At 47.5% G+C, this 24,578-nt stretch carries 18 protein-coding genes; 6 read left to right on the top strand and 12 right to left on the bottom strand.

What is annotated here, in order from left to right:
• The first annotated feature begins 49 nt into the window (after positions 1-49).
• Positions 50-1,930, top strand: coding sequence for a potassium transporter Kup (locus ASG24_RS01675; RefSeq protein ID WP_055867159.1), 1,881 nt, complete (start codon positions 50-52; stop codon positions 1,928-1,930).
• A 91-nt stretch (positions 1,931-2,021) separates the two neighbouring features.
• Here the strand turns inward: ASG24_RS01675 and ASG24_RS14890 are convergent, their stop codons facing one another.
• Both ASG24_RS14890 and ASG24_RS01665 read right to left on the bottom strand, forming a co-directional pair.
• A complete protein-coding gene (locus ASG24_RS14890) occupies positions 2,022-4,511 on the bottom strand; it encodes a methyl-accepting chemotaxis protein (protein ID WP_055867158.1) in 2,490 nt (829 codons plus the stop codon).
• A gap of 375 nt (positions 4,512-4,886) precedes the next feature.
• Positions 4,887-7,445 (bottom strand): methyl-accepting chemotaxis protein, encoded by a 2,559-nt coding sequence (locus ASG24_RS01665; protein ID WP_055867153.1) that lies wholly within the window; start codon positions 7,443-7,445, stop codon positions 4,887-4,889.
• Positions 7,446-7,863: 418 nt separating this feature from the next.
• Here ASG24_RS01665 and ASG24_RS01660 point away from each other — a divergent pair, with 418 nt between their 5' ends.
• The 3 genes from ASG24_RS01660 to ASG24_RS01650 all read left to right on the top strand — a co-directional run bounded on the left by ASG24_RS01660 (position 7,864) and on the right by ASG24_RS01650 (position 9,770).
• The gene (locus ASG24_RS01660) at positions 7,864-8,196 is read left to right on the top strand and encodes a cupin domain-containing protein (RefSeq protein ID WP_055867149.1); all 333 of its coding nucleotides are present in this window, start codon (positions 7,864-7,866) and stop codon (positions 8,194-8,196) included.
• Between the two features lie 180 nt (positions 8,197-8,376).
• Positions 8,377-9,153, top strand: coding sequence for a hypothetical protein (locus tag ASG24_RS01655; RefSeq protein ID WP_055867146.1), 777 nt, complete (start codon positions 8,377-8,379; stop codon positions 9,151-9,153).
• 71 nt (positions 9,154-9,224) lie between these two features.
• Complete coding sequence (locus ASG24_RS01650) at positions 9,225-9,770, top strand: cysteine hydrolase family protein (RefSeq protein WP_055825592.1); 546 nt, start codon at positions 9,225-9,227, stop codon at positions 9,768-9,770.
• Positions 9,771-9,875: 105 nt separating this feature from the next.
• On the opposite strand, the gene ASG24_RS01645 is transcribed toward ASG24_RS01650, so the two are convergent.
• The gene (locus ASG24_RS01645) at positions 9,876-11,504 is read right to left on the bottom strand and encodes an inorganic phosphate transporter (protein WP_055867142.1); all 1,629 of its coding nucleotides are present in this window, start codon (positions 11,502-11,504) and stop codon (positions 9,876-9,878) included.
• 175 nt (positions 11,505-11,679) lie between these two features.
• Between ASG24_RS01645 and ppk2 the strand changes: the two genes are divergently transcribed.
• Positions 11,680-12,630 carry a polyphosphate kinase 2 gene (ppk2, locus tag ASG24_RS01640; protein ID WP_055867138.1) on the top strand — a complete coding sequence of 317 codons (951 nt, stop codon included), beginning with the start codon at positions 11,680-11,682 and terminating at the stop codon, positions 12,628-12,630.
• Between the two features lie 58 nt (positions 12,631-12,688).
• Here the strand turns inward: ppk2 and ASG24_RS01635 are convergent, their stop codons facing one another.
• On the bottom strand, positions 12,689-13,078 hold the full coding sequence (locus ASG24_RS01635) for a DUF6232 family protein (RefSeq protein ID WP_055867135.1): 390 nt from the start codon (positions 13,076-13,078) through the stop codon (positions 12,689-12,691).
• Between the two features lie 244 nt (positions 13,079-13,322).
• Between ASG24_RS01635 and ASG24_RS01630 the strand changes: the two genes are divergently transcribed.
• Entirely contained in the window at positions 13,323-14,027 is a 705-nt protein-coding gene (locus ASG24_RS01630; RefSeq protein ID WP_055867132.1) for a PEP-CTERM sorting domain-containing protein, read from the top strand.
• A gap of 288 nt (positions 14,028-14,315) precedes the next feature.
• On the opposite strand, the gene ASG24_RS01625 is transcribed toward ASG24_RS01630, so the two are convergent.
• From ASG24_RS01625 to ASG24_RS01590, 8 genes are all read right to left on the bottom strand, one after another.
• Positions 14,316-14,855: a TIGR00645 family protein gene (locus tag ASG24_RS01625; protein ID WP_055825577.1), complete on the bottom strand. Its 540-nt coding sequence runs from the start codon at positions 14,853-14,855 to the stop codon at positions 14,316-14,318.
• Between the two features lie 112 nt (positions 14,856-14,967).
• On the bottom strand, positions 14,968-16,005 hold the full coding sequence (locus ASG24_RS01620) for a GTP-binding protein (RefSeq protein ID WP_055867127.1): 1,038 nt from the start codon (positions 16,003-16,005) through the stop codon (positions 14,968-14,970).
• 136 nt (positions 16,006-16,141) lie between these two features.
• Positions 16,142-18,307: an AAA family ATPase gene (locus ASG24_RS01615; protein ID WP_055867126.1), complete on the bottom strand. Its 2,166-nt coding sequence runs from the start codon at positions 18,305-18,307 to the stop codon at positions 16,142-16,144.
• A gap of 34 nt (positions 18,308-18,341) precedes the next feature.
• Entirely contained in the window at positions 18,342-18,920 is a 579-nt protein-coding gene (mntP, locus tag ASG24_RS01610; RefSeq protein ID WP_055867125.1) for a manganese efflux pump MntP, read from the bottom strand.
• 389 nt (positions 18,921-19,309) lie between these two features.
• Positions 19,310-20,794 (bottom strand): diguanylate cyclase, encoded by a 1,485-nt coding sequence (locus tag ASG24_RS01605; RefSeq protein ID WP_235562276.1) that lies wholly within the window; start codon positions 20,792-20,794, stop codon positions 19,310-19,312.
• Between the two features lie 249 nt (positions 20,795-21,043).
• Entirely contained in the window at positions 21,044-22,273 is a 1,230-nt protein-coding gene (locus ASG24_RS01600; protein ID WP_055867124.1) for a cation:proton antiporter, read from the bottom strand.
• Positions 22,274-22,487: 214 nt separating this feature from the next.
• A complete protein-coding gene (locus ASG24_RS01595; protein WP_055867121.1) occupies positions 22,488-24,032 on the bottom strand; it encodes a GGDEF domain-containing protein in 1,545 nt (514 codons plus the stop codon).
• Between the two features lie 262 nt (positions 24,033-24,294).
• A complete protein-coding gene (locus ASG24_RS01590; RefSeq protein ID WP_055867118.1) occupies positions 24,295-24,543 on the bottom strand; it encodes a hypothetical protein in 249 nt (82 codons plus the stop codon).
• Positions 24,544-24,578 lie beyond the last annotated feature (35 nt).

Raw genomic sequence — 24,578 nt, 5'->3', positions numbered from 1 at the left:
TGCGCCCACGCGCATATTGATACCCATCAATCACTAACAAGAGGATGAGATGGACAATTTATCAATCAAGAAGAGCGGATTGGCGGCACTGGCACTGGGTGCCATCGGCGTGGTGTATGGTGATATCGGCACCAGCCCGCTGTATACCATGCAGGTTATTTTCAGCGAAAGTACCGGTGTGCCGCTTAACCAGACCAATATTCTGGGCGCCGTGTCGGCCATTTTCTGGCTGCTGACCTTTGTGGTGACTTTTAAATATGTGTTACTGGTTTTGCGTGCACATAACAAAGGCGAGGGCGGCGTGATGGCTTTGCTGTCGTTAGCACTGTCTACTTTAAAACCGCAGGATAAACGCGCAAGCAGCTTGTTATTGCTGGGCGTGCTAGGCGCTGCCCTATTCTACGGAGATAGTGTGCTGACACCAGCGATCTCGGTGCTGTCCGCAGTAGAAGGGTTGCAGGTCGTGTCGCCAGCATTGGCCGCGCAAGTATTGCCTATCTCCATCGGGATTTTAATCGGGCTGTTCTGGTTTCAGCGCCATGGTACCCATGCAGTCGGGCGGTTTTTTGGCCCGATTGTGATTGTCTGGTTTTTGGCCCTGGCAAGCATAGGCATGTGGCAGATTGCGCAAGTACCAGAAGTGTTGCAGGCCATACAGCCGCAATATGCATGGCAGTTCCTGCAATCCCGTGGTGGTGCCATGTTTATTGCGATAGGTGCCATTCTGCTGGCGGTGACCGGCGCAGAGGCGTTGTATGCTGATATGGGCCATTTTGGAAGGCCGGCCATCCAGATGGCCTGGCTCGGACTGGTATTCCCCTGTCTGGCGTTAAATTACCTGGGGCAGGGTGCCTTGCTGTTGCAGCACCCTGAAGCTGTCAGCAATCCGTTTTACCTTTCTTTTCCGCAACCATTGTTGATCCCAGCCGTGATTCTGGCAACACTAGCCACCATTATTGCGTCGCAAGCGGTCATTTCCGGTGCTTTTTCCATGACGCGCCAGGCGATCCAGTTAGGCTTTTTGCCACGTATGCGCATTATCCATACATCTGCCAGTGAATCCGGGCAGATCTACATGCCGGCGGTGAACTGGGCGTTATTGCTGGCGGTGATTATTGTCTGTCTGGCGTTCCAGAGCTCATCGGCGCTCGCGTCTGCTTACGGCATTGCCGTTACCGGCACCATGCTTATCACGACAGTATTGATTTATTTCGTGATGCGTCACCGCTGGAAATTCCCGATGTGGCTGAGCTGGTCATTGGTAGGACTGTTGGGCTTGGTAGATGGCGTATTGTTTGGCTCGGCTTCGATGAAATTTATGCAGGGAGGCTGGTTTCCGATAGCATTGAGCTTGGTGTTGATTGTATTGATGACTACCTGGAAAAAAGGCCGCCATCTGTTATTGACCGGATTGGTGCAGACCGATCCCAAACTCTCAGCATTGATTGCCAGCATTGCAGAAAGCAAACATCCACGCGTACAGAGAACCGCGGTATACATGGTCTCCAATCTGGAAACTGTGCCGCAGGCGCTGTTGCATAACCTCAAGCATAACCAGGTATTGCATCAGCGTAATCTGTTGGTCAATGTGGTGTTTGAGGATGTGCCGTTGCTGAATACACAGTCGCGCATTCATGTGCAAAAACTGGCAGAAGGTTTCTGGCAGGTGGAGTTACGTTATGGCTTTATGCAGCATGCCGATGTGCCTCAGGCTTTGCTTGGTTTGACGCTGGATGGTGAATCCCTGGACCCGTTCAGTAACTCTTACTTTTTGAGCCGCGATATCATCGTGCCGGATGTCGGGGGCGGTATGCCACGCTGGCGGGACCAGTTGTTTGCAGTCATGTCGCGTAATGCCAGCAGTGCCGTGGAATATTTTAATATTCCGGCCAATAGCGTGATCGAACTGGGCAGCCGGGTGCAGATATAAAAAAAGCACCTTGCAGGACCATGCAAGGTGCCAGAACAACTTTCCCATTTAGCTATGTGATAGGCAGGCAACGAGGTTAATCACCCCAAGCCTATGCGGCAGCGGCATATCTGGCAACTTTTTCCACCTTGGCCGGATGTGCCGTTTTTGATTCCGGCAGTTTGTACTGGCTGACCGCCTCATTTAGTTTGTCTGCCTGTTCAACCAGTGACATCGCCACTGCAGCAGCTTCTTCCACCAATGCCGCATTTTGTTGCGTCACTTCATCAATCTGGTTCATCGCCGAGTTGATCTGGTCCAGCCCGGTAGTTTGCTCAGCAGAGGCGGCAGTGATTTCGGCAATGATGTCTGTCACATTTTTGATGGCAGTCATCATTTCTTCTATGGTGCCGCTGGCCTGATCCACATACTGGGAACCACTGGCAACGATATTGGTTGAATCAGAAATCAACTGCTTGATTTCCTTGGCAGCTGTGGCAGAGCGTTGTGCGAGGTTGCGCACTTCATTGGCCACCACTGCAAAGCCGCGACCCTGTTCGCCTGCCCGTGCTGCTTCTACCGCAGCGTTTAATGCCAGAATGTTGGTCTGGAACGCAATGCTGTCGATTACGGTAATGATTTCTTCAATACGTGAGGAGCTTTCGGTAATCTCCGACATGGTCTGCACCACTTTGGCAAACGTTTCGCCGCCTTTATTGGCTACTGCACTGGCTTTATTGGTCATGATGTTGGCCTGTTTGGCGCTCTCGGCATTATTCCTGACAGTGGCGGCAATCTCTTCCAGGCTGGCTGCCGTTTCCTCCAGTGAGCTGGCCTGTTCTTCGGTGCGCTGGGACAGGTCGTTATTACCCATGGAGATTTCATGGGCAGACAGGTTAATGGTCTCACCGGATGTTTTCACCATGCTCAGGATATCGGTCATGGCATCAATGATGATATTAATACCTTCACATAACTGCTTGATTTCGCCGGATTTGTCCGATGTAGGGATTCTGTGCGTCAAGTCACCGGTTTGGGTATAACTCACTACATCATCCACTGCCTGTTTCATGGCGTGGGTTTCTTTGACTTTGGCAGAGATATCTGTTGCGTATTTCACCACCTTGAATGGTTTACCATCCATATCAAAGATCGGGTTATACGTGGCCTGCAACCAGATCTCCTTACCGCGTTTGCCAACACGCTGGTACTGGCCGCTATCAGGTTGACCACGACCTAAATTTTCCCAGAATTGCCTGTATTCCTGGCTGGATTTATAAGCACTTTCAACAAACATACTGTGATGATTGCCTATGATCTCCTCAGCACTGTAACCGCTCACTGCAGCAAAGTTATCATTGACCGCCAGGATATTGCCTTTAAGATCAAACTCAATCACGCCCATCACTTTACTAATTGCAGCAATCTGTCCGGAAAAGTCAGCGTATTGCAGTTTTTCTCGGGTGATATCGGTTGCGTATTTCACTACTTTAAATGGCTTGCCATCCATATCTAGAATCGGGTTATAACTGGCTTGTAACCATAGTTCACGGCCGCCTTTGCCAATACGTTTATACTGCCCGTCATTAGCCACGCCGCTGGCCAGTTGTTGCCAGAGCTGCTTGTATTCTGCGCTGCCTTTATATTCCGGTGCCACAAACATGCTGTGATGGTTGCCTACGATTTCGTTGGCGCTGTAGCCAGTCACTGCGGCAAAATTGTCGTTGACTGACAGGATATTGCCTTTGAGGTCAAACTCAATCACGCCCATCACTTTACCGATAGCGGCGATCTGGCCTGAAAAGTCTGCGTGCTTGAGCTTGTCACGCGTGATATCGGTCGCATATTTCACCACTTTAAATGGCCTGCCATCGTCATCAAAAATAGGGTTGTAACTGGCTTGCAGCCAGATTTCCCTGCCGTCCTTGCCAAAACGTTTGTATTGACCGTTATTGGATTCGCCTAATGCCAGGCTTTCCCAGAACTGTTTGTATTCGCTGCTATCTTTGTAATCTTCCGCCACGAACATACTGTGGTGTTTGCCTACGATTTCGTCTGCGCGGTAACCGGTGACTGCCACAAAATTGTCATTGACCGCCAGAATGTTGCCTTTGAGGTCAAATTCGATCACGCCCATCACTTTACCGATCGCCGCAATCTGACCTGAAAAGTCTGCATGCTCAAATTTTTCGTGGGTGATATCGGTGGCATATTTGACCACTTTGAATGGCGTGCCCTCCGTATCCAGAATCGGGTTATAACTGGCTTGCAGCCAGATTTCCCTGCCGTTTTTACCCAGTCGTTTATATTGGCCATCATAAGCCTGGCCCTGAGCAAGTCTTTCCCAGAACTGTTTATATTCAGCACTCGTTTTATATTCAGGATCCACAAACATGCTGTGGTGATTACCCAGGATTTCCTGGACGCTGTAGCCGGTCACCGCAGCAAAGCTGTCATTGACCGCCACTATGTTGCCTTTGAGATCGAATTCGATCACGCCCATGACTTTATGAATAGCGTTTATTTGACCGCTCAGATCCATCTGCTTGTGTAAAAGCGCTTTGCTGGCCGAATTTGCACTACTTTTAAAGATATTGAGCATGTCAAATCCCTTGGTAATAAATTAAGATGAATGAAGTTTAAATTATATTAATTTAGGTGCTCAGATATTAAGCGGTGGAAAAGAAAGGTATTTATCCGTTATTTAATTGAAGTAAATATATATGGTTTATTTCGTATGCTTACCCAGTGAAAATAAAAGAGATTTTTTGGACAATCTAATCAAGAATCAGCATAAAAAATGCAAATAAGAAGGAAATATTGATGATTGAGTAGCAGACCGCAATCAAGCTTATTTATCGTCAGCCCAGTCAGTGACCTCATTAATTCCACATATAAATCCAGCAAGGTCAGGCAATAAAAAACCCGCCAGCAGGCGGGTTTGAATGTAATTCTGTATTAGGTATGGGCAGTGTAATTAAAACGCGTCCCAGCCCGCGTTATCGGTACCTGTTCTGACTTTCTTTGCATAACTCTGGCTTCTGGCCTGCAATTGCGGTTTTGAAGCTCTTGCGGATGAGCCGTTGCTATCCTGATTAACAAATCTGTAATGGCTGACAGTCTCTTGCAGTTTTTCTGCCTGGTTGACTAGCGACATTGCTGCGGCCGCGGCTTCTTCAACCAGGGCAGCATTTTGCTGGGTCACTTCATCCATCTGGTTAACGGCAATATTGATCTGGTCTATGCCGCTACTTTGCTCTACCGAAGCGGCAGTGATTTCGCTAATCAGTTGTGAGAAGCGGTCAATCACAGTCACTAGCTGTTCCATCGTGCCGCTGGCCTGTTCTACATATAAAGAGCCGTTGGCGACTTTGGTGGCAGAATCATTAATCAGTAATTTGATTTCCTTAGCGGCGCTGGCTGAGCGTTGTGCCAGATTGCGTACTTCGCTGGCCACCACTGCAAAACCACGACCCTGTTCACCGGCACGAGCGGCTTCAACCGCAGCGTTCAGTGCCAGGATATTGGTCTGGAAAGCAATGCTATCAATCACGGAGATGATTTCTTCGATGCGGGAAGAGCTTTCGGTGATTTCAGACATGGTCGAAACCACTTTGCCAAATACCTCACCACCCTTGGCGGCAATGCTGCTGGCCTGGTCGGTCATCGTATTGGCTTCTTTTGCGTTTTCAGCGTTATTTTTCACATTAGACGCAATTTCTTCCATGCTGGAAGCGGTTTCTTCCAATGAACTGGCTTGTTCTTCGGTGCGTTGAGATAAATCATTATTACCTTGCGAAATTTCACTTGCAGCAGAATTAATCGCTTCACCGGCGATTTTGACGGCAGACAAAATGTCTGTCATTTCGTCAACAATAGTGTTCACGCCCTCGCAAAGCGTTTTGATTTCGCCTTGCTTGTTATCTGTATCTATTCTCTGTGTCAGGTCACCGCTCTTGGTGGCCGCGACTACTTCGGCAGTTTCTTGCACTGCCTGTTTCATGGCATTGGTTTCTGCCACCTTGCTCGTCACATCGGTCGCATATTTAACGACTTTGAATGGTTTTCCATTCATGTCAAGAATCGGGTTGTAGCTGGCCTGTAACCAGACTTCCTTGCCGCCTTTCCCTATGCGCTTGTACTGGCCTTCATCCGCTTTGCCTTTGCCCAGGTTTTCCCAGAATTGCTTGTATTCCGGACTGTTTTTATAAGCCACTTCGACAAACATACTATGGTGCTGGCCAATGATCTCCTGTGTTGTATAACCGGTTACCGCGGCAAAATTAGGATTAACGTCAGTAATCTTGCCTGTCAGGTCAAAGGTAATCACGCCCATGACTTTGCCAATCGCATCAATCTGGCCGGAGAAATCGGCGTTTTTCAGTTTCTCTGCCGTAATGTCGGTAGCATATTTCACCACTTTAAAAGGTTTGCCAGCCGCATCAAAAATCGGGTTGTAGCTTGCCTGCAACCAGACCTCTTTACCACCTTTACCAACACGTTTGTACTGGCCTTCATCTGCTTTGCCATTACCCAGCTTGTCCCAGAACTGCTTGTATTCGGGGCTGTTTTTGTAAGCGGCTTCTACAAACATGCTGTGATGCTGGCCAATGATTTCCTGTTTGCTATAACCGGTGACGGCGGCAAAGTTGTCGTTCACGTCAATAATATTGCCTTTCAGGTCAAAGGTGATTACCCCCATGACTTTGCCGATGGCACTGATCTGGCCGGCGTAATCTGCATTTTTCAGTTGCGCGCCTGTGATATCAGTCGCATATTTCACAATCTTGAAAGGCTTGCCGGCCGCATCAAAAATCGGGTTGTAACTTGCTTGCAGCCAGATTTCACGGCCACCTTTGCCTACGCGTTTGAACTGGCCTTCGTTGGCTTTGCCATCGCCTAACTCTTCCCAGAACCGTTTGTATTCCTGGCTGGATTTGTCAGCGGAATCGACAAACAGGCTATGGTGCTGGCCGACGATTTCTTCGCGGCTGTAGCCGGTGACGTCGGCAAAGTTGTCGTTGACCGCCAGGATATTGCCCTTAAGATCAAACTCAATGACGCCCATGATTTTATTGATCGCGGCGATCTGGCCTTGCGATTCGGCATCACGTTGTTTTTCAGCGGTGATATCGAATGCATATTTAATGACTTTGAATGGTTTGCCGGTTTCATCGATCACAGGCACATAGCTGGCTTCAAGCCAGATTTCCCTGCCAGCTTTGCCTAATCTCCTGAATTGGCCATTATCGGCCTGGCCACGGCCAAGATTTTCCCAGAACTGTTTGTATTCCGCGCTTTTCCTGTAGGTGGCGTCTACAAACATGCTGTGGTTCTGGCCGACGATTTCCTGCTTGCTGTAACCGGTCACTGCGGCAAAGTTGTCATTGACCGCCAGGATATTGCCTTGCAGGTCAAATTCAATCACGCCCATGACCTGGTGAATGGCCTGGATCTGGCCATTGTCATCGCGCTGTTTGGCCGCGTCAGATTTACTGGTTTTGCCTGTCAGTTTATTCAGAAAATCGATACTCATAAGTGGTAGCCTCAATGGGAGTTGCTTTCAAACGATTGTTGGTTTTTGATACTGGATATTAAATATTAAAGGTGCGCAAAAGGATTGCGCGATAAGGAATGGATTTATGTTCCATTTCGCTCATTAAAGTGCTTTTCGGGCTTTGTTCTACGTTTATTAAATATTATTTATATAAGTAAACGATTATGAAAGAAATAAGAAAATACTGTTTTATATGAGTTAAATGATTAAATCGCCATAAGGTAAAACCCTTATAATGATTTGGTCGCAGACATACTTGATCAGGCTCGATTCAATAGTCATCTTCATAGTCTTTGCATTTCGCAATCGCGAGTCTTGTGTTCTTCACCAGATTGGAAAGCAATTCCAATCGCGCTAGAATCAAACCACATCCTTACCAAAATAAAGGCGTACGCTGATGAGTATTCAACATTTTGCACCAGGAGAAGTGATAAATATCCGCCCGTATGGCGACAATTTCGAGGAAGCCACCTCTGAGACCCTGATCCGTGAAAGTCACATTGAGGTGTTCAGGTTTATATTAAAGGCGGGTAAAACCACGCCAGAACATACCGCCGCAGGTGCCATGACTATGCAGTGCATAGAAGGCGAAGTAGAGCTGGATCTGGCGGGGGATAAGCGGACATTGCAAGCGCATAACCTGGTGTATTTAAGTGCCGGTGCAGCGCATACAGTGAAAGCGCTTGCTGACACCACACTATTGATTACCATCCTGTTGGAGCGGGAATAAGCAAGCATATAAAACTCAGGGGGAATGATTTTGAGTCCTTTTGTTTGAATGCCGGATGAACTAATCTGCAATGTCCAAACCTAAATTAAGAGTCATTTCAGTGATCAATGCTGTCACTAAAACTGCCAATCGATTTTCCCCTCAACCAACTGCGTTTCAAACAAAAATAAGAGAAATCTGATGAGCATTATTCTTCGACTACACAAGGTCTGCAATGAGTGCGGGTTTATATGGTATCCAAAAGACGAGGCTGTATCGTCCAGCTGTCCAAATTGCGGTAGCGAAAATACCACCAATGAAAAATTCAACTTTATCGCCACTGTCTTATTCTATTTAGTGGGAGTGATCGTTTTAGGTTTGGTGATATTCAGCTTGAATCAGTCCGAGCCACCGCCAGCGGTTGAGCCTTTAAGTGATGTGGCTGATTCTTTAACCAAAGCAGAGCAGCAGATTAATCTACCGGAAGTCGAGGAAGAGTCCGAAAGTCCTGCCCAACCACCGCGAGTGGCGCCAACGGTGATTCCTGCTGCCCCTGAAAAACCTGCCCCAGCGATTGAACAGGCAGACGTCGTGCAGCCGCCGCAATCTGTGGCCGAAGTGCCAACGCCACCAAAAGCTGAGCCTGCACCGGTAGAGGATTTGCGACCGCTCAGGAACGTGTCGACTACCCAAATCACTTTCAGCCTGTGGAGTGTCTCTGAGCTCAGGTTGAGAAGGGCATATACCAACCTGCTGAATAATGGCTCAGCCAGTGCCGAGGCGAACAAAAAAGAGTATTTACACTTTGTGAGCAGCAGGGCCAAAAAATGCGGAGAGTTGAATCCGGAATTTGAAAAGAATATTAATTCTATCGAGAAGATTAAATTCAAGGATGGCGATTCCAAAGTTCTGGAATGTTATGCCTCGGAAAACACGAGTGAATACAATCGATTGAACATAGCGATAGAAGAGTATTAAGGCCCAAAGCCACCAGTTTTAAATCGCTTATGTTTATTCGCCACGCTTAAAACCCGCATCAGGAGAGCAATATGAAAAAAAGCGGTCTGATTGTTGTTGATTTGCAAAACGAATACCTGCCTACTGGCAAACTGCCCTTATCTGGTATTGAAGCCGCTGCTGCCAATGCAGCCAAGGTCATTGCCCATGCGCGAAAAAATGGGGTTCCGGTGTTTCATATCCGGCACGAATTTGCCAACGGTGAGGCGCCGGTATTTGTGCCCGGTACGGATGGCGTCAATATCCAGCCAACCGTGGCGCCAGTAGGAGGCGAGCCTGTGATTGTGAAGAATCACATCAATGCCTTTCGTGATACTGATCTAAAACAACAGTTGGATGCGCAAGGGGTGGAAGAAGTCATTGTCGTCGGCGCGATGAGCCATATGTGTATTGATGCGGTGGTGCGGGCGGCGGTGGATATGGGCTATGTCGCGACCATATTGCACGATGCATGTGCCACGCTTGATCTCGAGTTTGATGGAGTGACCGTGCCTGCGGCACAAGCCCATGCCGCAGCGATGGCTGCACTTGCGTTTGGTTATGGTTCGGTGATTTCCACGGACAAATATCTTGCCTGATTGCTCAGGAACTCAATAGACACTTGTAACACCAGTCATCCCTGCAATAAAAAAGACTCAAGGTGTGCAAACACCATTGAGTCTTTTTATTAAAACAAAACAGCCTTAAATCAACTGCGTGAACAGCCAGTACAGACTGCCGGACAAGATCATTGCCATTGGCAGTGTCAGTACCCAGGCCATCAGCAGGTTGCGGATAGTCGACATTTGCAAGCCTGATTTATTCGCCGCCATGGTACCCGCCACGCCAGACGACAGTACGTGAGTCGTTGATACCGGTAATCCGTACATATCTGCTGCACCAATCATGGTCATGGCCACCAGTTCAGCAGAAGCGCCCTGGCCGTAAGTCAAATGTGTTTTGCCGATTTTCTCACCTACAGTCACCACAATACGTTTCCAGCCGACCATGGTGCCTAAACCCAGCGCAATCGCGACCGCTACTTTTACCCATAAAGGAATAAATTTGGTCGCGCCATCGATTTCCTTTTTAAAGGCAGTCACGTTGGCTTTGGTATCGGCGTCAAAAGTCACAGATTTATCTTTGTCCAGCAAGCGGATCGCTTCAGAAACCAGGTACATATCGTTACGCACGTTACCCACTTGCTCAGCCGGCACGGCAGCAAATGTGCCGTAGGCTTTTACCTGTGCACCAATGCTGCCGGTCATGGCTGCCAAAGCAGGAATCAATTCCGGAGTCACTGTTTTTGTACGCACATATGCAGTCAGGTCGTGGCGCGCAGCCTGGTCGTTTGCAGGTGGTGAAATATTGGTGTTTTGCGCTAACGACTCTTGCGTGACATGGGCTATCGCCACGAACCTGGTCATTTGATCGACTGGCATGGCACGGTTCAAGGCATAGGCCATAGGCACCGTACCCACCAGGATTAGCATGATTAAGCCCATGCCTTTTTGACCATCGTTGGAGCCATGCGCAAACGACACGCCGGTGCAGGTCAAAATCAGCAAACCACGAATCCACAGCGGAGGTGGTTTGTTGCCTTTAGGCTCCTGGTAAAGCTCTTTACTTTTGACGAATGCTTTGAGTGCCAGCAATAACAGCGCAGCAAAGAAGAAACCAATAATAGGGGAGAGCAGTAACGAATAGCCAATTTTAGTCGCTTGTGCCCAATCTACGCCACTGGTGCCATCACGGCCATGCATCAATGCATTGGCAACGCCCACGCCAATGATAGAGCCAATCAGGGTGTGTGATGAAGAGGCAGGCAACCCTAGCAACCAGGTACCCAGGTTCCATATGATTGCGGCGATCAGCAAGGCAAAAACCATGGCAAATCCGGCGCCGGAGCCTACCTGTAATATCAACTCGACCGGCAGCAGTGAAATAATGCCGAAAGCTACCGCACCACTGGAAACCAATACCCCGAGAAAGTTGAACATGCCCGACCAGATCACTGCGAAGTTGGCAGGTAATGAGTGCGTATAAATCACCGTTGCCACTGCATTCGCAGTGTCATGGAAACCATTGACGAATTCGAACCCAAGCGCAATCACCAGTGCCACGCCTAATAATATAAACGGTAGCCAGGTGGTGGTTGGTGCACCGGTGTCATTCACATCGCTCATCAGGCTGAAGCCGGTGTAAATTAAACCTATCAGCATCAGGCCTATGAAAATAACCGTGGTCAGTGTGCTGGGTTTTTTATCCAGATTTGGCCTGGAAGGTGACACGCTCTGAAAACGTGACGAAGGGCTAGCCGCTGAAATATCCATAAATATTCGCCTGATTTTTTTATCGAGATATCAGCAGTATTGTTTTTGAAGATGACAGTTTGATGACAACGCCTGACTGTTTAGAAATGCCTGAAAATTAAATAGTCATCAAACTGTCATAAAAAAAATCTAGCATTTTTTGATTATTCAATTAAATAGACTTTGGGAAAAACACATGACCATCTCTGACGAAATCCCCAATGCTGATGAGCGATTCAATAATGAAATGATGGATAGTTTTGATGAAGAACTCGAGATGGAGCTCGACGACGAGCGCATGGACCAGATCCTGAATGAGTTTGCGGACGCCTCTGAAATCTATGGTCTGCACACAGAAAAATCGCAAACCTCGGTATCTCAGCGCCAGACTTATTTTAAAGAGCTATTCCGGCTGCAGGGTGAGCTGGTCAAGCTGCAAGACTGGGTAGTGCAAAACAAGCTGAAAGTCGTGGTGCTGTTTGAAGGCCGTGATGCCGCAGGCAAGGGTGGGGTGATTAAACGCTTAACCCAGCGCCTGAATCCACGTGTGTGCAGGGTAGCCGCATTGCCGGCACCAAGCGAGCGTGAACGCACACAATGGTATTTCCAGCGCTACATCTCACACTTGCCAGCCGGGGGCGAAATCGTACTGTTTGACCGCAGCTGGTATAACCGCGCCGGGGTAGAAAAAGTGATGGGCTTTTGCAACGACGATGAATACGAAGAGTTTTTCCGCTCGGTGCCCGAGTTTGAAAAGATGCTGGTGCGTTCCGGCATCATCCTGATCAAGTACTGGTTTTCAATCACAGACGACGAACAGCACTTGCGCTTTATGACCCGTATTCACGACCCGTTAAAACAATGGAAACTGAGCCCCATGGACCTGGAATCACGCCGCCTGTGGGAGCAATACACCAAAGCGAAAGAAGTGATGCTTGAGCGCACGCATATCCCTGAAGCGCCCTGGTGGGTGGTTGAAGCGGTGGATAAAAAGAAAGCGCGCCTCAACTGTATCAGCCATTTGCTCAGCCAGATTGAATATGGCAACGTGGAGCATAAGCCTGTGGTATTGCCGAAACGCGTGCATAACGCCGATTACATACGCGGGCCGGTACCAAAAGAAATGTTTGTCCCAGCCAAATATTGATCCTGACCGCAGGTTGGGTAAGCAAGGGTTAGTATTCAGCCATTATCAGGGTTTAATACTAGCCTCTGCTGACAATTGCCTGGTTCAGCGCTTGCAGCACATGCTCGATATCCTGCTTTTTCTCGCTGATTAATGCGTGGTGCTCACCGGCTGATGTGTTCAGAATCACCGAGTACCTGGGTTTTTCGATAAACCATGCGACCAGGCCTATCAAGATGGCAACAGCGCCTGCAATCAGCAATACGCCAGCGTCATATAACTCCAGCATTTCGCCGATCAATAGCAAAAAGCCGATGAAAAGAAACAGGATAGCCAGTCCGTGTTTCGGCTCAACGATACCCGGCTTCACCGAAGTCACGCTTTGCATGGCATACGTCTGGCTACGGACGATAAACCTGCTATTGCTGACAGTGACGCCGTCAAAATTGAAAAATACTTTTTCTTCCATAATTCAAGCCTTACCAAGCATGATTAATAATACTGACCTTTGTTGCTGTTTAAAATTCATCAGGCTTATAGTTTTATATAAATTTACAAGCATGGTTTGCACCCTTATTGTGTATGGATAGCTTCCATTCTGCGGACTAGAGTAGGGCAGATTTTTTCAAATAGCTGAAATATTCCAAGGTTAATTTGGCTGTGTTAGAAAGCGGTTCTAACATCGCGCCATCGCCAACCTTAAGGAAAAAATCATGACCTCATCAGCATTAAAAATGAAAGTAGTTGCCGGCCTGTTGCTGGCTTTCGCCGGTAGCGCATCAGCGGCGGTTTACACCAACGTGCCAGCTGGCGCCAACACTGGCTTGCCATTTGCCTCTTTCGGCAATGCAGCCAACCCGAGCGGTGATTCACCTAAAGTCGGCCAGGTGTTCTCACTGACATCCGACAGCCTGCTGTCATCGTTCAGCTTCTACGCAGTTGGTAATACTTCAGCCTCTTTCCAGTTGAACGTCGCGCAGTGGAACCCAGATACCAACGCCCAGAACCAGGCAGTAAATACCGTTGGCAGCAACTTGTTAACCTCTACGTTCAACGCGGTGGATACATACAATGCTGCAGGCGGTTACACAACCTTGTCATTTGAAAATCTGGGCCTGAACCTGAATGCTGGCACCAAGTACATTGCCTACCTCACCAGCAGTGACGCTAGCGTGACTGGCATTCAGCTGTCACGTACCCAAACTGCAGCAGACGCATCGGGGTTTGGTCTTGGCAATGTCTATAACAGCACGATCCCGGGACAAGGCTGGCAGTTGCCCTTCAACGGTTTCCTGAGCCTGCAATACACTGCTGTGACATCTGTAGCTTCGGCAGTGCCTGAGCCAGAAAGCCTGAGCTTGATGATGGTGGGTCTCGGTATCGCTGGTTTCATCGCACGTCGCAAAAAAAGTGCTTAATTAACAAATCCAGCAAAACAAAAAGCCTCACAGATGTGAGGCTTTTTTTATTTCAATCAAGTAATTTAGCAATTACCTTTTTTAGCCTGGCCCGGCGGGCAATGATCCCGGTCACGCAAGACGACACAGCTTGAAAGCAACATACTAACTAAAGCTAATAAAACAATTTTTTTGATCATACTGGTTTTCCCAAGGTTATCTGATTAATTTTTGAAATAGTTCTCACGAACATTTCCGGATACAGTCTTCGCTGTTTGAATCAGTATAACTTCTGCGCTGACAAATTACTTAATGATCTGACTTACCTTTGCCATGACTGTGACCGGCAATTTTATCCATCCAGGCGAACAGCACGCCGGTGATGATAAAGGTCAGGTGTATGCCCACCAGCCATGCCATTTGCTCGGTAGTGAAGCTGGCAGTGCCTGAGCTCTGGTGCACAAACGCTTTCAACAGGTCGATGGCAGAAATCGCCACAATCGAACCAATCAGCTTGATCTTCAGGCCGGAGTAATCGACTTTACCCATCCACTCAGGTCTGTCTTCACTGTTTGCGGTATCAATGCGCGAGACAAAGTTTTCATACCCGCTGAAAATCACCATGATCAGCAGATTGCCAACCAGCGTAATATCCACCAGCGCCAGCAGTGATAGCACGGTTTCCTGCTCCGAGAACGAAGCCAGGTGCGAAACAATGTGGAAGAATTCCTGGCCAAACTTCACCAGCAAGATAAACAGGCCACCGACCAAACCAAGGTACATCGGTGCCATCAACCAGCGGCTCTGGAAAATCCAGCCTTCTAATATTTTTTCTAAATAACGTCCCATTACTTACTCCAAAAAATCCTGTGCTTTTGCACATTAAACTTCTACAGCGTCACTTCTATGACAAATGATTAATCCATTCTGATGACGCTGTTTTTCTTAAATTGTTCCCAGATCAAAATTGCATCAACATCTCGCGGATTGCTGCTTCGTCGATACCTTTGCCAATAATCACAATCCGGCTGATCGGCTCATCTTCATCCCAGCCTTCCAGCAGCGTAGGCGGGTAGGGCGTAAAATGCACCGCGTGTATCGCTAATGGTGCCGGCGCGTCTTCTACGTGCAGAATACCTTTTAATCTCAGTAGATGCTCACCATGCACCTGGCACAGCTTGAGGATCACGCCTTTGAAATCCGACCATGCCATCGGCTTGGGTAAATAGACGGTAAATGTCGTTACATCATCATGCGCTGGTGCTTGAGGAATCGTGCCTTTCTTAGCTGTGCTAAAGCCGCTAGCAGGCGCTTTTAACCAGCGCTGCGGGTTAGCCTGCTTATTGGCAAAATCAAACAGCCCGACATCAATAATCTGCATCGGGTCGATTTCACCATGCAACACAAACTGTTGCGTCGCATTCGGGTTAATCGCACTCAGTTTTGCCTGCAACGCGCTAATCTGCTCAGGCGTTGCGGTGTCTTTCTTGGTAATCAGCAATACATCCGCCACTGCCGCCTGTTTCAGGGCTTCTTTTTGCGTTTCAATCTGCTGCAAACCGTAAGCCGCATCAATCGTCACCACCACTGCGTCTAATCTGTAAACCGATTCAATCACCGGCTCATTCATCAGGTTGGCTAAAATCGGGCCAGGGTCAGCCATGCCCGTGGTTTCAATCACCAGGCGGTTAAACTGCGGCACCGCTTCCAGGCTGCGCTTAAAAAACAAATCGCGCATGGTGTCAGCCAGCTCGTTTTTGAGCGAGCAGCACAAACAGCCAGAACTCAGCAACACCGTGTTATCGGCAATATGCTCGCTCTCGATGGTTTGCGAAATCTGGCTATTGGCAAAAATCTGATCCAAACCTGCTTCGCCAAGCTCATTGATGATCACTGCGGTGTCTTTCATCGCCGGGTTATGCAGCAATTTATTGAGCAGGGTAGTTTTGCCGCTGCCCAAAAAACCAGTGAGCAGCGTGACGGGGATACGTTTATCCATATAAATTCTAATAAAACGAGTGTTGGCGGTATTTTAACGCGGATGATTGTTGGTGATGCTAAGTGTTTCGACTTATATAGTGTCGAAAACGCTATTCGCAAGCCACATATGTTGAATAAATTTAATTGCTACTTATTTATATGTTCAATCCCCGAACTTCATCATATAAAGAAATCAGATGTTCAATAGTTAGATCAAGAATTGGTTCAAACATGAAAGAGTTCAGATGAATATTGGAGCTAACCGTGATACTGACTTTTTCCAATATCCGAATTGAAGGGTTCTGTTGGGTTAACTGTATATATTCCTTCATTAGCTTCCCAAATTGACTTTTAGCTGTACACCAATAGGTTGCATCGCCTTTAAGTATACGTAGTTCATTCGTTAAGTAGATTTCGGCCTGCATACGTATTGCGATAGACAAAAGAATTTTGTCTTCAAGATTTAATCCGTTATGCACTGCGGATTGGCAGATATCAATAGCTTCTGCGAAAAGCAAACCCTTTAAAGATTGCGTGCTATTAATGTCGTATGTAGATCCAAATAAGCGATTATAAATATCCAAATAATTGCCAACGGTTATCTGATCTGTATTGCTCTTCCAATGTAGCATGCTAGTCAAAGTAAGATAGTCGGCATCATCGTCTCCCTTTATGTATTCAAGTAAATTTCTTGTAAAGGGAATAGTTGCACACATGATTCGGTCATTAGCCGTAACATTATTTTTCCATACATTAATAAAGTAATTATTTATACCTTCAGCTTGAGTTAAAGTAATCGAAGCATTATCCCGATTTGCCATTAAGCAATTATTACGGTGCACAAAGTTATTGGCTAGCGTCCTGAAAAAATCAAAATTGTGAGTTAAGATAATTTGGTAAAAATTATCTGCATCATTAATATCCTCAAGATATTGCACAATTGCATGCTTGTTTTTGTAATCAAATGAATCCGCAATATCATCTATGATAAAAAGAGTTTTTTGATTAGCAAGCTTCCTAGCTTCAACCTCAAAAATAAGATTGAGAAGATAAAGAGCTCGCTCTTCTCCGCGACTGAGGGTTTTTATTTCATCACGTGACCATGAAACAGTATCGGCACCATCTTGAAAAACGAATTTCAGCTTAGCTTGTTCTTTACCCAAAGCTGCTTCAACCTGATTCGCAATCTTTAGAGTAAATGGCATATCAACAAAGCGCTCATTGAAAAGCAAGACTGCATCCACCCATTTGGGAGCAAGTTCTGCCGCAGCATCTTCAATTGCTTTTAATTCATCTTTACTTGCAGTAAATGTATCTAAATAGTTCTTTGCGTCTTGACTGTTTTGAACAATAGATGCCCAAAGTTCTTTTCTAAACTGGGCTTGATTTTGAGGTTTAAGTCTTTCAAGTAAAAGCTCGACTTCAGCTGATGAAAGTTTCTCAATAAGGTCTGCTAATGCTTGTGTTTGAGCATTCTTAGCTAAATTTGTACGAAGTTTTTTAAGCTCTTCATCCCCATCTATTTTTGAATGAATTGCTTGTATTTTTTGATCTAACTCAGCCTTATCGATAGAGACTTCATCACCATGTAGATGAACACGATGACCGCCAATAAAGAAGCCTTGTTTGTCTAGTGTGTCAAAAGAAGTTTCTGCTTTGGCAGGATTGAAAATTCCCTTTTTATAAATTGTTCCAGCTTGTTCAAAAAGCTCTTGATATCGCTGATTAAACTCTTCAGCTTTGGTTATGAATTCCTGACTTTTAAGAATGTCATTAGTTTTTGGATCAAAAATAACTACATACTCATAGGGACTTAAATCATTCTTTAATGCTATAGAAATTGCTTCTGTAATTGATGCTGGGAAGTCATTAGAACTAAAGTCTTGCAGAATGTATCGCTCGACATCAGTTTTTTTGATTTTTGATTGCTTTTGTAATGAGCCAATTAGTTTGGTTTTTAATTTGTCTAGGTCTGTAAGGAGCTCATCGTATCTAGCCTTATGAGTGGGGTTCACTAAAATATTAGTTATAGCGGAGCAGTCGGATTTAATATCTATTTCCGATTTAAGAACATAGATTTCTTCTTTAGAGATAGGGTTTCCATCACATTCAACTACGCATGTTGAAGGGCGATTGTAACGTTCTTCTTTAGGCTGCTCATCTTTAGACAAATCGTCAAAAGATCGAGTAAAAGAAGTTTTCATTAATCCGTTGGGAGCATAAATAGAATAAGTCTTGCGCTGTGGAGTAGAGAAATCAAATGTTTTATCTAGTGCTCGAATGCCATAACAATTTCCAAACTGAACACGAAGGTTATTCATATCCTTGCTCCCTGTTTTTATTTATTAATCTATTTTACATTGCAAGATGCTCATAAAGAATATAAGAGCCAATCGCAATCAGCACCAAACCACCCACAATCTCCGACCGCTTCCCAAACATTAATCCTAATACGCGCCCAAGCATCACACCGATAGTCACCATGGTAAAAGTCGCAAAGCCAATCGCTGCTGCAGTGACGAATATATTCATATCCATAAATGCCAAACTTACGCCAACAGCCATGGCATCTATGCTGGTGGCAAAGGCGGTGATGGCGAGTATGTAGAAGGAGTGTTTGCTTGGTTTATCTTCTTCAATTTCTGCAGGTTGAAAGCCTTCGTAAATCATATGCAGGCCAAGGGCGAGCAGAAGAGTGAAGGCGATCCAGTGATCCCAGTCGGTAATGTAATGTGACGCAAAAGTTTTGATGGTGAAGTTGGCGATGGCCCAGCCGATGAGTGGCGTGATGGCTTCGATCACCCCAAAAATCAAGCCGGTGCGTAGTGCTTCTGACAGTTTGGGATGTTTGAGCGCTGCGCCTTTGCTGATCGCTACGGCAAACGCATCGGTGGACATGGCAAGCGCGATCAGCGCGATGGAGGTGAAGTTCATGTTGGGTTCTCTAGTCGGGACGAAATTAACAGATAGCAGCACGCCCGACGTTTGTCGCACTGATATCCATTAGTCTCGCCAACCGAAAACGGCCGCCTGCACCACGACTTACGTCGATTATGTTGACACAGGCACTTCGCATCCCAAAAACTGATTAGACCGAAGCAGGCTACTCCCCAAAGGTGGCGGCATTGTAACGGATGTGGTGCTTTCAAATGATGAATTTGTGAACGTGCAGAAGTAAAAAGCCTCGGCAAGGGAGGCTGGGCACAAACATGATTATCAAGCTGTTGATCGCTTTTTCAGCCGGAACGCCCCTAGTAAGAGAGCTGCACCCATCATTGCGCTGGGGGACGGTTCAGATTGAGGGAGTGTAGTGGTGGTGGCTTTTAAGCGCGCTCGTTTTGAAAAACCTGCAACATTTCCTTGCGGTCTTTGCGTGCGCGTTTGTTGGCGTACATACGTTTATCGGCAATGCGCATCAGCTCTTCCGGTGTGCTGGCCTCATTGGCAAAAACCACGCCCTGACTGGCGCCTGCACCAATAAAACCGGTGTTTTGCAACTGCTTGTTGGTGGCTTCTATCTGGTGCTCGCACCATTCAACTTGGTCCTGATGGCATAAAATCGCGAACTCGTCACCGCCCAGCCGGTATAACTGGGCATCGCCCTCCAGGCGCTGGTTGAGGAACAGGCTAAAGTTTTTCAAAAGGTTATCGCCTACGTCATGGCCGAAATGGTCGTTGAAGTGTTTGAGATTATCCATATCCAGAAAGATCAGGCAGCCATGTTCAGGAAAATTCACCATTTTGCTTTCCAGCGCATGACGGTTGGGGATGTTGGTTAACCTATCGGTCATGGCAAGTGAACGCGTATTCTGCAATTCAACCAGCATGCGGTCTTTGTCTTTGTGCAGGTGATTGATCTGGTAGGCCAGCACCAGCGCCAGTAGAACGGCTTCTACAGTCACGGCGATCAGGCCCATTTGCTCTATGGTCCAGATATTGGTGCTGAGTTTCTGCGCGCTGATAGACATGCCGCCCAGCACGCCGAACACCGTGATGGCGATCAAATAGAACTGTGCAGTGCGCTCGTTACGCCAGCTAAAGTAGCTGCCGCAAATAAAACCAAAGGTCAGGAAGATTGCGACGCCGGTGCGTGCCATTTCCAGCATCCAGTTCGGGTTGGCAAACCCGTTGATCAAGAGCGCGAGCAACACCGCATAGACCAGCAATGCAAGTTTATGCAGCTTGGGCGTTTGCGTACGGTTGATCCCCAGCAGGTTGCAGACAAAGCTGACATAAGCCATATTGGAAAGCAGGATAGGGGCGCTGCTGAGGTAAAACCAGTGTGTATTAGCCAGTTGCGCAAAGGCACCCAGGGCTGTGCCCTGGAATATCAGGTTGCCCAGGATGAACAGGGCATACATGCGCTCGGTGGTATGGCCGGGTGCGATGCCGATAGAGATGTAATAAAAGAAGATGCCCATCAAAACACCCAGCATCAGGATGGCGCCTGCCGAACTCTTCAGTATCTGGTTCAGGTAATCTGGCTCGCTGGCGATAAACAATTCAGGTTGCGCCAGATAGTAGGGAGAGTTGAGCTCGGTGGTCAGCTGGTAGGTACCTGGCGTCAGGTCAAACCTGCGCCCGTGACGTAACAGGTAAGTGTTCGTTTCACGGCTGCTTAAACCGCCATGCGCATCATAGGTTTTGCCATCAGCCGCGGTGAGGTGATGGCTAAAGTTGGCGATGACTGTGGTGTTTTTAAAATCAATGACATAGCTGTCAGCTTGCGTAATCTTGAGTGTGGTGTGGCAGGAAAATTTTCCACCGTGTAGCGGAATGCTTTCTACCGACTGCTCATGTTCATTCACACACCCTGTTAAGCCTAGCACCGGGTGGGCAAATACTGAGTTAGCAAGCAGCAGGCTTGTGAACAGTATTAAACAATAATGAAAAAGTCGGGAAAGCAACAAAAGTTAGCCTTAGGCATTAGCGACTAGGAATTCGCTATTATGTATGAATCTTAGCTGGTTATTTTGAACCCGCAAAGAATTTTCAAGTGTCAGAATGCTTTAATAAAAGCGCACAACCTTGGCTAACCTTATTGCTGAACCTGATTTTTATTGCTGGCGCCGTGAAGATGCCTCGCTGGCTCTGGCTTCTAACTGCGGCATGATCCATTTTCTGAACATCAACGGCGTGATCATGGTGGTAATCACCCCCATTAATATCAGCACCGAGAATAGTTCCTGGCCAATAAAACCGCGCTCGTAGGCGATGCTGGCAATCACCAGTTCCATCACGCCGCGGCCATTGAGGATAAAGCCTATGCCCAGTGCATCGCTCTTGGGCAAACCGATCAAACGCCCGCCCAGCCAGCCAGCCAGTATCTTGGTCGCAATAGATACGATGAGCACGACTGTCACAAACCAGAATGATTCGATGATCTGCACCTTGAACTCAAGCCCCAGGTAGGCAAAGAACACCGGCGCCAGAAAACCGCCCGTGATAGAACCTAGCGTTAACTCTAATTCTTTGTAGCGGGAGGGCAGGAAGAAGTTACGGTCTATGAGCAGTGCACCAAAGAAAGCACCAATCACAAAGTGAAAGCCGAGCGCTGCACTGACCGAGCCGAATACCAGCACAAATAACAGCAGGATGCCGAACAGGGCTTCATTACCGATCAGCGCAACCAGTTTCTCTGACCATAAATGCAGGTTGACGCCTGTATCCACCACTTTTTTGATCAGCAGACTGACACCGAGAATCATCAGTATCAGCAGGATCAATTTTGAGCTGGCATTAAAGATGGCGATGCTGACCGCGTGGTAAGATTTTTGTTCGGGCAGATTCAGGATGACGCCTAGTACAAGCAGGGCGGCAATGTCGTTAAAGATGGCGGTAGCGACCGAGTAACGGGCAATGTCTGAATCGAGTAGCTTGAAGCTTTGCAGGATGCTGACGGTGACTGGGAGCGCGGTAATGGACACGCATAAGCCCAGGAAAATAGTACGACTGACATCCAGCCCAAAGCTGACGCCGATCAGGATGCCGCCGGTGAGCGGCAGGATAAAACCAAGTAAGGCAATCACGATGCCTTTACCGCGCATGGAGTCGATGACCTCCTTGAAATTCATTTCCAGACCTGCGGATAACACAATCAGGAATACCGCCAACTCGGAAATACCTGACAAGGCGGGTGTAGGGGTGATCAGGCTGAGAATGCTGGGGCCAAGAATGACACCAGCAACCATTTGGCCAATGATGGCGGGCTGATTAAAGCGGCTGAAAAGTTGCCCGAGCAGGCGGGCGCAGACTATCAGTACAAGCAGGGTGGTGAGTAACGGCATTACTTCTTTCTTTAATACTTTCTGCAATCACCTGTATGTGCCATGAGGATTTTACTAGCGCAGCGTGTCTGTATATGACTGGCGCTTGATTAAAAATGCCCGATTGAAAATTTCACATGAGATGAAATGCGAGAGTACTGAATAAATAATGGATTTTGCTTGAGTATAAATCATTCCGGCGCGTGGGGTACACAGATGCACTTTCTGGACGACACTAAGGGCGCATGACGTGCAGCATTTCTTTGCGGTTTTTGCGTGCACGCTTGTTTTCGTACATACGCTTGTCGGCAATGCGTAATAGCGCTTCTGTGCTGTTGGCCTCATGCGCAAATACAACGCCCATACTGGCACCTGCACCGCCAAAGCCTTCTTTGTGTAATTGCAGGTGGGTATATTCAAGCTGGTGCTGGCACCACTCCACATCATCTTCATGGCAAAGGATGGCGAATTCATCACCTCCCAAGCGGTAAAGCTTGCCATGCTCGCTGAGTTTACCGGATAAAATCTTGGTAAAAAGTGTGAGCAGATGGTCACCCGTTTCATGGCCGAAATGGTCGTTCAACTGTTTCAGGTTATCCATATCCAGAAACATCAGGCAGCTATGCTGCGGCATTTGTAACAGCTTGTTTTCCAGCGCGTGACGGTTGGGAATGCCGGTCAGCCTGTCGGTCAGTGCCAGCGAACGCGTATTTTGCAGTTCGACCAGCATCAGCTCTTTCTCTTGATGCAGGCGGGTGATTTTGTAGGCCACCAGCAATGAGACCAATATGGCGTGCACGGTAACCGCAAACAGCCCGAGTTGTTCTATGGTGAAAGTGGGTTGCGTGTTGTTTGCAGCCATCATCGCGAGCAGGCCGAAGCTGATAGTGGCAAGCAGGTAAAGTTGCGCGATGATTTGGCGTTGCAGGCTCAGGCGCAAACCGCAGGCCAGGCCAAAGCCGAGCAACAGAAGGATGCCTACACGTGCCATATCCAGCATCCAGTGAGAAAAAATCATTCCTAGGATGATCAACGCGATCAGCAGCCCGCTGATGATCAGCGAAAGCCGGTAGAGACGCGGGCGGTGAAATGGATTGATACCTAGCAGGTGGCAGACGAAATTGACATATGCCAGGTTGGCAATCAGTAAAGGCAGGCCGGTGAGGTAAAACCAGTGCCACTCAAAAAACTGGTTAAAAATGCCAAGCGCCGCCGCATGAAATACCAGGTGTCCAAACAGGAAAGACGCGTAAAGGCGCTCGGTAATGCGGCCGGCTAACATGCCTATCGTCGCATAATAGGTAAATAATCCCAATAAAATACCTAGTAATAACAGGCTGATTGCCGCACTGATATTGGTTTGCTGTTGATAACTGGCGAGGTCGGAAAGCATCAGCACGGGCGGCGCCAGATAGTAGGGCGATTGCAGCCAGGTGATCAGGCGGTATGTGCCGGGATTGAGGCTGACGATGCGCCCATGCCGCAACACGAAAGGGTTACGTTCAGAACTGCTTAAGCCGCCTTTCATCATTGCCAACATGGCCGGCTTCTCAATCAATTTGTTTTCAGCAATATTTTCCTCGAAAATTTCGTGCTGGAAACGGGCGATGGTCGAGGTGTTTTTGAAATCGATGACGTACCGGTTGGCTTGTGCAATTTTCAGCACGCTCTGGCAGACAAACTTGCCGCCCTGTAATGGAATGCTGGCGACCAGCACACCTTGCTGATTAATGCAGGTTGTGCCGAGCAATGCCGGAGCCGTTGATGCCGGCGGCATCATGCTAAACCCTGAAGATATCAGGCCGAATCCTAGCGGAATAAGGCTGATCCAAAGCGTTATGAGCGTCCAAAACCGATAACGTGGCAATTTAAATTTTCCAGTAAACGCTGCAAATCACGGGGCAGTGTACATGAAAAATTCCTGGGTTATAGCTGGGCCAGTTGATTAAGAAAAGCAAAGGTTTACTAACTAACGTTGCTGCATGACATGAAAAACCCGCATATGAAATGCGGGTGCTTTATGAATCAAACGGCTATCAATCCTAGTGATCGGATACTGCTTTTTCAGTAGCCTCGGTGGTTTCTTTAATGTGCTCTTTGGCTACTGCCGCTGCCTCTTTAGCGGCCTCGACAGCCTCTGATGTCGCCGCTTTAATTTCTCCAGCGGCCTCCTTTGTCTCTTCGTGAGCAGACTCATAGGCTTTTTCAATGGAAGCTTCATTGTCGCTACAGGCAACCAGCAAACTCATGCTCAAACCGGCGATGCTTAATAAACGAAAAAATGAGAACATGTCAGCGGCTCCTAAATTAATTAACTTTAACTTAA

This window comes from Methylophilus sp. Leaf414, assembly GCF_001425425.1.
Taxonomy (GTDB): domain Bacteria; phylum Pseudomonadota; class Gammaproteobacteria; order Burkholderiales; family Methylophilaceae; genus Methylophilus.
The sequence above is the reverse complement of the archived record's forward strand: the minus strand, read 5'-3'. Positions and strand labels throughout refer to the sequence as shown.